We start from the raw sequence: 11,832 nt of genomic DNA on the forward strand, positions 1-11,832 counted from the left end.
CTATGCGATTTTATTGTGCTTCAAAAAGCTGTAAACTGCTGCTGCATAAGCTAAAACGAGATACTACTCTCCTACAGATCTTCCCCATACGTGCTTTCTTCATATTAACCGACATTAATAAAGTACACAAGCACGTATACTCAGACTATCCTGCAGAATAGCATATACCAGAACAAATAGATGCCAAAGTTCAGAAAGATATATCCCCTGATGAACGTATACATAATAAGAAAATAATACCCAGTATGACAACTATCTACAATAATTATAACAACGAATCATACGAACATTTCCCTATTTCTTCTCATTGTCATTATATCAATCTCTCTAGCTTTGTAATTCTGAAGAATTACAAATTTATCCTTTTCACATAATGAATATGCCTGAATATCTCTAACAGATACTCGTAACGATCTTCCTATAGTTGGTGTTCCACTATCAACAAGAAATCTTAAAAATTCTTCTTTCAGTAAAATTGACCTTATTATTTCCAACTGCCTTATTAGTCTTTCCTGATAATCTAATGTATTTTTTAAAACAATACATAAACCAGCATACGGAACTGTATTCGCCGGAATAAGATGTATATGTATTTTTTTCGTAACAACATTTGACATAATAAGTTTGGGCTGAGAAACAATCTCTAATGCTTGACGACGCCCAAATTCATACCAACCTATATTTTTCTGCAAGCTACGATTCATCAACTCTTCTTTATGAGATAATAAATAATGATAGGTATTCGGATATTTATTTTTAAGTTCTTCTTCTGGGATTGGAATAACTTTATATTTTTCATATTGATAAGGAAATATCACTCGCATATTTTTCTGCAAAGCAATGGATTTAGGACTAATAGCAGGCAATGTAATATTTTTTTCTACTTTAAATCCATTTATATAATAAAAGTCATCATCCTGTCGTTCAGGAGAAAATATAAAAATACCATTACTCAAGGTTGCAATGCTATTAGTCACATGAATGATATCACCTAATGTAAGTGAATCAGTATTGCTATTAGTCTTAGCTTTAGATATTTCGGTTGGTAAACTCCCCATAATAAAATTTTTTTTACTAAATTGTCGTGTTATACCTATTTTCTCCTTAGTCAAGCTAATCACCTCTATCGGCACGGTGTTCTGATAAACAATACTTATTGGAGTACACATAACCTGTCCAAAAACATTCATAGAGCGAAAGTCAACAATTTCTTTCAGATGATTACTGAGCATTCTACGTATGGTTTCTGCAAATTTATTCGTCAATAAACCATATGGCACAAGATAAACTAGCTTTCCCAACGGCTTTAAACAAGCTAATGATCGTTCAATAAAGGCATAATAATAATCAAATCTTCCTTTTTCACAAGAACGAAAATGTTTTTTTAAATAGATCCTCTCCTCCTCTTTCAAGTCGTGATAAGTAATATATGGTGGATTTCCTACAATGAAATCTACTTGCTCGATAGGATCCTTTAAAAAATCACGATTTCTTAAATCCCAATCAACATTATTTATCCCATATTGCTGCACCAACTTATTTAATCGATCACGGCAAATCCTAATGCAAGATAAATCTATTTCATATCCGATAATATCTCTTGTCAAACCTACTTTTATTGTCTCTAAAGGAACATTATTTTTTAACCCATCATGAATATAGCGACGTACAATCTCATACAAAATATTTCCTTGGCCAAATGAATTTTCCAATATTTTTTTACCAATCAGATTAGCTTGATATGTTGCTTGATCCAGCAATCGGCTAACATATGGAGTCGGTGTTTGTATTTGATACTTTGTGTAAGATTCTTTCATCAACGCACCTGCTTCTTATACCTTTCTTCTATTGCAGCATCTATTAAGAAATCTTTGTATTCAATCAGTATTTTCATGATAATATCAAATGTTAAAGAAAAATCATCATATACAAGTTCTGTTTTCTCGCCATGTACAATTTTATGGCGATTGGACAATAAACTAAAATCAATATAATTTGCTTTAGTTCTAAATATATCCGTTTCAAGTCCCAATGTCAGTAATAACTCTTTTAGTATCTCTGTACTTGGGTTAGAATGTGTATCTACAATTGATTTTTTCTTGATATGAAAAATCTCTGTTGATAATGCCTCATATTCTTTGAGAATCCTTGCTTGTACACTGTATTTAGAAGTTTTTGCACATTCTTCTATCAATGAATGTATCTTCATTACAGAAAACACTTCTTGTAAATCCTTATAACAGATATTTTGATTAGCAACAAAAGAAAGATAGTCATAGGATGCATCTTTTATAAAGCCTTCAAAATGTGCGCACAATAAGGCTATTCCAGCTCGAATCAACGTGATACGAGCATCATCGCCTCTATCGATCAATATTTTTAAGTTTACCATCTCTTGTTTTCTCCAAGCCAGATGTTTATCTAATGCATCCTCTAGATTTTCTACCGTTTTAATCTTCATGATCTGAAAAATACTTCCTTCCAAAAGCAATCAATTGTTTCATTCTCGAAACTGGACGAGTTCCTCTCTTAATTGCCCTGCAGTATTCATCTTGTTCGTACATAGCTTCTATCTTTTTTTTCAAAGCTGTTTTATGTGAGCCATAATACAGGATTTCTTTTGTAAGTCCAGCAATAATAGCTTCATACGCACCGACCAGTACAGCCCCGGAGTGTTTTTTCTTATTAGCATCATACTTTTTAAAGCTAGACTCGCTCAATATCTCTGCTAAGAGAGAAAATACCTCTTGAAAAATTTTTTTATCTTCATCAAAATCAACTTGATGAGTATCGATGAGTTTGAGAACTTCATTCGTAAGCATCGTATTGTAATTCTCAGAATCACTCACATTACTCAAAGATGAATACTTTAATACAAAGTATTTTACGACCAATTCAATATATCCTTGCTCTTTCTCATCTTTTTCAGTAAGGGGTAATGTCTGATGAAAGACTTCTTCTTCACTTAATTGTTTAAAAGCTTGATATATTCTTTCATTCTTTATAATTAAAACACAGTTTCGTATTTCTTGAGGACTCAAATGACTTCCTCCTGTATTCAATCGTTGGAACATTTCATACTCTGCAAAATCGTCACTGCTCTGATCTATAATGATAATAGGTAGTTTCGCCCTCTTAATTAAACGTCTTTGAGGTTCAGTCAAAGAATTAGCTGCATCCTTGGATGACCAGACTTTATTTTTTAATTCTTTTAAGAATTTAGTGGCAACTAACGGTTCTGGTTTAGCGGTATTATCCTCGTCTTCATCTTCATCGGCCTTGTGAATATGTAAAATGCCCATAAATTTAAAAATTGTGGATAAGCGCTGTAACCCATCAATCAGATTCCACTTTCCTTCACTATCTTGATATACATAAATAGGAGGAACAGGAATACCTAGCAGAATAGATTCGATCAAAGCAGATTGTTGTGCAATATCCCACCGAAATAAGCGTTGATAGATAGGATTGATATTCAAATCGCCATCTCGATAAAGATTAGTTAATTCACCTATCGACATAGGATAACTATCTGTCTTTATCTGTTTCCGCATCTTATCAATTTCATTTTGTAAATTTGAATTATTCATAATTATCCATCCTTTTTTTACAACAGCGCTGGCTAAATATTCTAATCTATACGATTTAAGAAACAGCTATAAAATCGTAAATAAAAATAACACATAATTCTCTATGCTATAATAGCCTTTACAATGAACTACCTATGCAATGAAAAGTCTATGTGTATCTACGTATATTTTATACTATTCGAATGCAAAAAGATACCCCTTTTTCTTAATGGCAAATAATCTGGTGTATTTTCTCCTTCTTTTCCATCCTCCACTGTCAGGCGATTTTCCGGCGATAGAAACATCCCATCACGTATATAAGGAAGGAAACGGACAAGACAACCAAAACACGCAGGACTGATGCCATGCCAGCAGACGAGCTCTGCCAGACAGGCCCTGCAATCCAATCCAGATGATGAACCAAGAAAATCAAGAGTGTGTGCATGCCGATAAATTGGAACACATAGCGGACCCGGGCGTTTGCCACAAGTGCTTTGCAGAGGCAGCAAACCGCATACGAACCGCAGACCGCCTCGATGACCGAACAGATTGTCCAAGGATAGCTGCGTGTTGCCATTTCGATATACATAGGCGCGTTCAGGCAAATCATCCAAATGATGACAGCCGCCATGAAACATGACTGCTCATGACGCTCCAGCCAATCCGCATAGTTTCTCCACAGCATACCGACGTAAATAAAAAGCATGGCCATAAACGTAACGTCCATATTTTGTGGCAGCCATTTGCCTTTCAATCCCAACGCCATGCCGAAAAGACCGACGCCGACAAAAATGTATCCTGTTTTCTTGCCAGGGAATAACAGGTGAACCCCATCCATGAACACCTTGGCCCAGAATAACGAGAACAAGAACCAAAGTGCTCCCAGTCCCGGATGTGCGTGCACGCCGACCCCAGACGCCCACCAGAGAGCATCTCCCATGCGCTTCGTAATCATCCACAAAGCGGAAACCGTATGCTGATCCTGCAGCAGCCACCGCGCAAAAATGCCGCTTACCGAAACGATAAGCGAGGGATAAATCAAATGCCGGACCAGCTTTTTGACGCGCTGGACAAACGCAGGAAAATCACCGGCCAGCCGGAATGTATATCCCGACAGGATGAAAAATAGCGGCATATGAAATGAAAAAATAACGTTCCTCGTTGCACCGCCGAATTTTACCGTATGACCAATGATGACCAGCAGGATTGCCACCCCTTTTGCCACATCAATCCAAGCAATCCGCTTCGGATTAATGCCGAAGATGCTTGTCTGTCTGTCTGTCTGTCTGTCTGTCTGTCTGTCTGTCCTGAGTGTACTTGTTTTCATTCATCTGTCAATCCCTTTCCCTAAAATCAAACATTATTTTTTCATTATAACATATTCCTCAGGAAAACATAAAGGGACTTGAGATATGCCCAATGTCCCTACAACTGCAACCGTATATCCCTGTTCTCTTTCCTAAACAAATCGTTTGAAGATTTTCTGGACTTTACTCTTTTCATCCGCATTCATCGCCAGGAAATAAACCATCACACCATACAGCAGGGTGTATCCCACAATCTTGAGAAAGAACACGAACTTCCCATCTCCCGGCGTATAGGCATTGATTCCATAGCCGAGCAAAAGACAAAGGCCAATCGAAACGGAGGCCTTGCCAATCTGCTTCCAGAAAGCCGGGATATCGAGACCAATGTACCGATGATAGAAACAATTCATCACGAGGCCATTCCCCATCAGCATGGAAAAGCCCGTAGCCACGGCACAGCCGAGCCCCCCGAAATGCATGCCAAGCGGAATGGCCAGTAAAAGATTCAATACCCCCGTCAGAAAATAAATCTTCGCGCGAAAATCATACCGGTTCATCGCCTGCAGGATGGCCAGTCCAATATTCTGGATAAGGTCAATGGTAAACGGCAGGATAATGAGGATGGTAATCCAGTAAGCATCTTCGAACCCGCTGCCCGCCCAGAGGGCGATGAACTGACGTCCGAAGATGATGAAGCCCGTGGCCACCAGAGCCAGCAGATAATACTGCCAGCGGCCAATCTGGATGAACAGCGCCGAAAGCTCCTGCAGCGGGCGCCGCTTGGCCACGAGTTCTGTAATGTGCGGCAGATAAACACCCGAGATGGCTGTAGAAAGTGCCATATAGTTCATGTAGATCAGCGACGCGATGGAATAAACAGCCACTGCCCCCGTCCCCTGCACGATGCCCAGGATGATCTGGTTTGTCTTCCAGAAGACCTGGTCAATGAGGCTGACAAAAAAGACACTGAGCGCCAGTTTCTTGAAATCATGGAACAACGCCTGATTCCAGTAATGAAAGCGGATCGTGACATGCAGGCGCGCAAAGCAGTAATACATGCGCGCGAGAATCAAGGCCACGTTCAAGGCCGTCTGGGCAACGGCAACGGCCATCGCCGTCGGGACTTTCTGGAGAATGAGGATGACGAGGAATGGCTGCAGGATTAGCTGCACCGTTTCGAGTCCCTTCAGGAACAGGAACTTCTCATGCGCATTGATGACCGAACGGAACACCATCGTCGAAAGGCTCACGGCGATATTGAACAGCAGCAGTAAGAACATTTGCCGTGCTTCCGCAAGCTCCCCCGCCGTCATACTGGCTTCAAAAATCGCATCGAGATTCCAGTAGCAAACGAACCCGACCAACAAAGACAGCAATGTCGCCGCTCCATACCCATAGAGCGAGATCGCCAGGATATTCTCCATGCCCTCCTTGTCCTGCAGGGCCTTGTACTTCGTATAGAAGCGCGTCACCGCAGCCGTCAGGCCGAAGTCCATGATGCTGAAATACGCAATCAGGGAACCAATCAGCTGGTAGAGCCCGTATTCCTCTTTCCCGATAAAATGCAGCAGGATAGGAACATAGAGAAAGCCCACGACCGCATGGAGTGCAATATTCAGATAGCTGAGTAAGATACCGATTTTACGTTCATTCATTGTCTTGATTCATTTTCTCCGGCATAATAAATGCATAGCCGATTCCGATTAAGATCCAGTAACAACAGGTTATGCCCAAACTATCTCCCAATCCAGAAGCCATAATTCCAGCCAGGGATAGAAAGAGGAAAATAGCTTCTTCCTTTTGCGCATGATTATAGAGAGATGGCCGCATCCTTTTTATAAGTTGCCCAAAGAGATAAAGCGAAGGAAATAAATAAATCAGCAATCCCAAAAGCCCGGTTTCGGCAAAGCGCGTATAATATTCGCCCAAGGAAGGAAAACCAGACTTCATGATCCCTTTCTCCTTCTGATTATGAATCCACATCTGAATTTCACTACCAGCAAAAGCTTCCTGCGGCAGATAATCTGGGATATATGCATTCCGTAAATTCTTGCCTATCCCCAGGAGAGGATAATCCTGCCCAATTGCCATATTAGCCTTCAAGATAGAATACCGCGACAAATTGCTCCGCTGTGTCCCGCTCGTGATAGATCCTAAATTATCCTCGATATAAAGTGCCACTTTCGGCGAACCTTCTGTACCATATCCCATTGATTTTTCTGCGTTCAAATTAGGACTTCCCGGCATAAAACTCATCGCATATGTCGTTGCGCCAAAAGTCAATACCGTAATGACAAGAATCAAGGCCGTATTTTTTAAAAAAGCCTTTTCACGCTGCCAGACTGTGACGCCGATAAGCAAAACAAGTTCTCCCCAGAACAGGGCATTTGCCGTACGAGCTTTAGTAAAAAATAATTCAGACGTAAAGATTAATAACAAGAAAATAAATCCCAACTTCTTTTGCCAGGTATGAGTTTTCAACATCGCATACCAAAGCCATGGCATGGCAAAAGCTGAATAAATTCCAAAATACGATGGTTCTGCAAACAATGACCGCAATTGGTTATTCCACAGAAGCGGAGGCCACCAGGTTCCATTCGATTTAATTTCATGAACAATCGGATTGAGCTTCACTAAAGCTGCTTGTGCTACAGGACTGCCACTTAAATAAAAAATATCCAAGATACCATAAAGCGAAACGAGTACAACCGCACAAACAGTAGCTTTCTGCAAAATACTGATGCCCCTATGAGCATCTTTTTTAAACCAATGATATATCAGCAAAGGCACACCAAAAAACCAAACGCATTCCAAAGCAAAGCCCTTTATCAGGCGTGCCATGATCCAAAGCTTCAGTAAAGTCACTTCTGACATAGGAATTCCCACCTGCTGTATCTTTTGATATACGGCGGGTAATTTTTCAATCTGGTCGACAGGCCCTGCAAGGATTGCATCATAATACGGATAAATGAGCAGGCCATGAAAAAAAGAGATAAGAACAACACCAACATATATGGCAATATACCAGATAAATTTTTTATTTGTCTCTGTTAAGGAAAAGCTATCCTTTGCTTTTTTATAATTCCAAGCATAATAAGCAAAAGCAATCAAAAGAGGATATATACTTAAATTTTTGCCCATAAATGCACCAATGAAGTTAAGCTGCAAAAATCTAGGTATCTGAGTAAAAATAGCAAAAAAGACAACAAAGAAAAATAGCCTATCTCGCAAAACAGCAGACATACAGTACTCCTTTTCAACCGTTTAAAATTTTCTACAACACGACTAAATCAGAGGGATCCGAATCCACCAAAGGATAAATTATTGCTTCAAATACGCATAAATACATAAATAATAAAAATCCATGCATACAATTCTCCAGACCAGAAAATCCTGTCGATAGATTCCTAATCACCGTTAACTACATCATTATATCATAGATTGTTCGAAAAATATTCTTTTCTGGAAAATTTGCGCTGGATTCCTGCGGATATTTTCTCATTCAACCTGTGTATAACATTGTGGATTATCTGTGTATATCCTGTTGATAATTTGTGGATAAAAAACAAACCAGATCAGGATGCAGCTACAAATGCGGTTCAGGTTGCGATTCAAAACATCGTCCATCATGATCCGCTTGAAACGGGCAAACGCTTATGGCTCAAGGCCTCCCGTGTCCTCTATACAAAGACAAAGAAAAAGAGAAAAATAAAACCATCATAGTACGTAGCGCATCGCCGAAGCTCCTGGAAAACCAGGAATCCAGGATCATGGCAGCCAATAAACGGGTGTAAACTAAAAACCAAAATTTTCGTTTAGGAAAAATATTTTGTTCTATTTTGTCTTTCACCGGTTGACAAATCCTGGAAAACTCGATAATATCTTATACAAGACGAGCAAACAATACTTCGTTGTTGTTTGATTGTGGATTTTCATAATCTTTGTTTTATTTTTTTTAAAAGGGAGGATGATTTCCATGCTTTTTGTACACATCACACAGTATCCAACCAGCTCACAGCAGGCTTGTCGTTCGTCCTGCTGTGAGCCGCAATGAGCAAGCATGGCGGCTGGATTCCTGAAACGGTGTATTTCTACAAACAGCAGACAATGCGGCCGCTTTCCACAAAAGCTCAAGCACTCTGGCATTACCTGATGTATCGGGCCAACAACGTCCATTGGACCTTCCCCATCATCCTGCGTCTCGGTGAAATCGCTGCTGCCTGTGATTTCTCCATTGCTTCAGCCCAACGAGCACGCGAGGAACTCGCCAAAAATTATTACCTGGTCTATGAGTCGCGCGGCGGCAGCCGGTCGGCCGCTTACACGGTGCTCAGCAATATATATCCCGGCCAAGCCGTACAAGCAAGCGATCCGCCCAAAGAGGAACTCGGCCTGGAAAAATTCAATCCCGCTGCCGCGTTCTTTTCCCTGGCCGACATCCATGATCAGGAACTGTACGACAACGACGAAAGGAGTTCTCATGACACAGACAAGCCAGCTGACAAACGGCATGTGCCACACGTACGAAAAATTGCCCTCGACAAAAGCCAAGAAGCTGTACGCCGCTCTCGCAAAAAGAAACGGCGGCGTCGTACCTGAATACAGGCTGCGCGATGATACTGGGCTGTCACACGGCTCCTTCATCGCCGCCCGCCAGGAGCTGCGCCGGCTGGGACTCATCGAGCTCAGCCATGTGAACCGCCGTGCCTGCTACAGGCTGGTCGATCCTGATGAACTGGAAAACAGACTGTTAGGAGGGAATTCCGTGAACATTTTCCTGAATCCCGGTCACGCACCGGGTGGCCGCCCCGATCCCGGTGCCGTCAACAAAGAACTCGGGCTCGTGGAGGCAGATCTCACGGCCAAGATTACAGCCGTCTGCCGGCGCTATCTCATTGGCAACGGCCATGAGGTCAAGGTGCTGCAGAGCCACAACCTCATGGGAGAAGCCCCGGGCTATCCCAATGTCGTCATCACGGCCAACGAATGGTATGCGGATTTCTTCCTCTCCATCCATGTCAATGCCGGCGGAGGACGCGGCTGTGAAACCTACTGCTACGACATTGACTCGGCCGGCGGCAAACTTGCCGTCAGCATCCAGAAAAATCTTGTCGCCAACATCCGTGCGCTCGATCCGACTTTCCCGGACCGCGGCATCAAGGAGGATCCGAATCTCGCCGTACTGCGCGGCACGCGCATGCCCGCCATCCTCGTCGAAACGGCCTTCATCGATAACCAGGATGACGCCTGGCTGCTCCAGCACTACCCGGACATCTTCGCACACGGCATCGCATCCGGCGTCGAAGAAGCCCTCCAGCCCACCTTCGTTCATTAAATAGGATAAAGGCGTCCCCTCTGGGGAAGCAGTCAGCGCAGCTGACTGAAGGAGTATCCTGCGTACAATAACATACTTATTCAATGTAAACCATACTCTGGAATTCGCATTTCATTGAATAACAAAGCAAATACCAGCAAGTTCCCCTATCGGCCCTACGGGCCACTTTCCCCCAAGGGGACAGCTTTCGTAAAGGCGTCCCCTTCGGGGAAGCTGTCAGCGCAGCTGACTGAAGGGGTACCTGCGTACAATAACATACTTATTCAATGTAAACCATACTCTGGAATTCACATTTCATCAATTAAAAAAGCAAATACCAGCAAGTTCCCCTATCGGCCCTTTGGGCCACTTCCCCCGAAAGGGGAAGCTCTAAAAAAGGGCTTCCTTTTGACATGTCAACTCCGTATAATGAAATCAAGGCAAGGTTTTCCCTCCCACGAAAACCTCCCAACCTGCTTTCCTGCGGCTTGTCCGCTGGAATACGGCTGTCCGCTGCATGCCCCAGCGGCCGGCAGCCGGGGCTCTATACCAACTGTCCATGTATTGGGACTCGAAAGTCCCGCGAAAGGAGGATGCCTTATGGCAACGCAGCGCATCGACGTCACCACGACTCTTAAGATCAAGGTTGAGAACGGCGCAACCGCCACGGGCGCGACGAAGTACGCAACACGCACGGTCAGCAACATCAACCCGGAGATCACCGACGAGGACATGCTCGCCATCGGCGAGGAGTTCGCCGCTCTGCAGACGCATGCGGTCGGCGACATCCAGCGCTCCGAGGTCTCGACGCTCGTCAACAACGCCTGACCCCGCGCGTGCATCCCTTGCCAGCCTCCCCGGAAAGGGACGCACGCAAAATGAGGCTGCTCCCCAGCAGCCTTCATCCCATTCCCGCCACAACCTGAAGCCACCCCCGAATCCTTGAAAGGAGGAACTCCCCATGAAACGTACCCTTGAAATCACCTTCGCTCTCGACGACGCCAAGACGAAAGCCATCTCGCTCCTCGACCCGCGCGAAGACCTGACGCGCGAAGAGGCTCAGAAATGGGCCGATAACGTCATCGCCAAGAAGGCCATCGTCGTCAAAGGCGCGCTGCCGACGGCGTTCCAGAAAGCCATCGTGCGCACGGTAGAGGAAGAGGAGCTCGCCTGACGCCAGGCCGGCCCGTTCTCGCCCTGCACCTTCCCCACCAATCACCCAATCTTCCCTGATCCCAGCCTGCAGCGCCAACGCCAGCCACGTCCCGGCCCATCCCGAACGACCTGACAGGAGGATGCCAGATGGAACAGAATCTCCTGACCGCGATTTCTTCCGTAGGCTTCCCGATCGTCGTGACGCTCTATCTCCTGACGAGCTTCCAGCGCTCCATGGACCGTTTCACGGCCGAGCTCAGCGAACTCGTCAAAGAGCTCCAGCGCCACACCTTCCACTGACAAAACAGTAACAACTACCCGAAGAATCGCCAAAGCCCCTGCGAACAAACTCGCAGGGGCTTTTCCGATGCTCAACAAATTGTAAGGCATTTTTACACTTCAGACGAACCAGATATGACAAGTTCACCCTTTAACACGCCATCACGCCGCTCCATCTGGATTGCTCGATGCGAAATGACGAGCTCTT

Annotated in this window: 11 protein-coding genes; 5 read left to right on the plus strand and 6 right to left on the minus strand. The window is 43.7% G+C overall.

Going from position 1 to position 11,832, the window contains the following annotated elements; translation table 11 throughout:
- Positions 1-278: 278 nt before the first annotated feature.
- From DWX75_RS11605 to DWX75_RS11630, 6 genes are all read right to left on the minus strand, one after another.
- Complete coding sequence (locus tag DWX75_RS11605) at positions 279-1,817, minus strand: N-6 DNA methylase (protein WP_118016472.1); 1,539 nt, start codon at positions 1,815-1,817, stop codon at positions 279-281.
- Positions 1,817-2,461, minus strand: coding sequence for an MAE_28990/MAE_18760 family HEPN-like nuclease (locus tag DWX75_RS11610; protein WP_118016473.1), 645 nt, complete (start codon positions 2,459-2,461; stop codon positions 1,817-1,819). Before DWX75_RS11610 ends, DWX75_RS11605 begins: the two co-directional genes overlap by 1 nt.
- Entirely contained in the window at positions 2,451-3,590 is a 1,140-nt protein-coding gene (locus DWX75_RS11615; RefSeq protein ID WP_118016474.1) for a DUF262 domain-containing protein, read from the minus strand. Before DWX75_RS11615 ends, DWX75_RS11610 begins: the two co-directional genes overlap by 11 nt.
- A gap of 256 nt (positions 3,591-3,846) precedes the next feature.
- Complete coding sequence (locus tag DWX75_RS11620; RefSeq protein ID WP_118016475.1) at positions 3,847-4,896, minus strand: acyltransferase family protein; 1,050 nt, start codon at positions 4,894-4,896, stop codon at positions 3,847-3,849.
- Positions 4,897-5,028: 132 nt separating this feature from the next.
- Complete coding sequence (locus tag DWX75_RS11625) at positions 5,029-6,531, minus strand: oligosaccharide flippase family protein (RefSeq protein ID WP_118016476.1); 1,503 nt, start codon at positions 6,529-6,531, stop codon at positions 5,029-5,031.
- Positions 6,524-8,119: an O-antigen ligase gene (locus tag DWX75_RS11630; RefSeq protein ID WP_118016477.1), complete on the minus strand. Its 1,596-nt coding sequence runs from the start codon at positions 8,117-8,119 to the stop codon at positions 6,524-6,526. The genes DWX75_RS11625 and DWX75_RS11630 overlap by 8 nt, the downstream gene beginning before the upstream one ends.
- Positions 8,120-8,926: 807 nt before the next feature.
- On the opposite strand from DWX75_RS11630, the gene DWX75_RS12030 reads away from it, so the two are divergent.
- The 5 genes from DWX75_RS12030 to DWX75_RS11655 all read left to right on the plus strand — a co-directional run bounded on the left by DWX75_RS12030 (position 8,927) and on the right by DWX75_RS11655 (position 11,645).
- A complete protein-coding gene (locus DWX75_RS12030; protein WP_147671618.1) occupies positions 8,927-9,475 on the plus strand; it encodes a hypothetical protein in 549 nt (182 codons plus the stop codon).
- Positions 9,357-10,211, plus strand: a complete 855-nt coding sequence (locus DWX75_RS11640; protein ID WP_199497613.1) for an N-acetylmuramoyl-L-alanine amidase — start codon at positions 9,357-9,359, stop codon at positions 10,209-10,211. The genes DWX75_RS12030 and DWX75_RS11640 overlap by 119 nt, the downstream gene beginning before the upstream one ends.
- A 543-nt stretch (positions 10,212-10,754) precedes the next feature.
- On the plus strand, positions 10,755-11,018 hold the full coding sequence (locus DWX75_RS12065) for a DUF1659 domain-containing protein (RefSeq protein ID WP_158558806.1): 264 nt from the start codon (positions 10,755-10,757) through the stop codon (positions 11,016-11,018).
- A 133-nt stretch (positions 11,019-11,151) separates the two neighbouring features.
- Positions 11,152-11,364, plus strand: a complete 213-nt coding sequence (locus DWX75_RS11650; protein ID WP_118016480.1) for a DUF2922 domain-containing protein — start codon at positions 11,152-11,154, stop codon at positions 11,362-11,364.
- Positions 11,365-11,492: 128 nt separating this feature from the next.
- The gene (locus DWX75_RS11655) at positions 11,493-11,645 is read left to right on the plus strand and encodes a YvrJ family protein (protein ID WP_118016481.1); all 153 of its coding nucleotides are present in this window, start codon (positions 11,493-11,495) and stop codon (positions 11,643-11,645) included.
- The last annotated feature ends 187 nt before the right edge of the window (positions 11,646-11,832 follow it).

Origin of the sequence: Mitsuokella sp. AF21-1AC (assembly GCF_003458855.1) — a bacterium.
Taxonomy (GTDB): Bacteria; Bacillota; Negativicutes; order Selenomonadales; family Selenomonadaceae; genus Mitsuokella.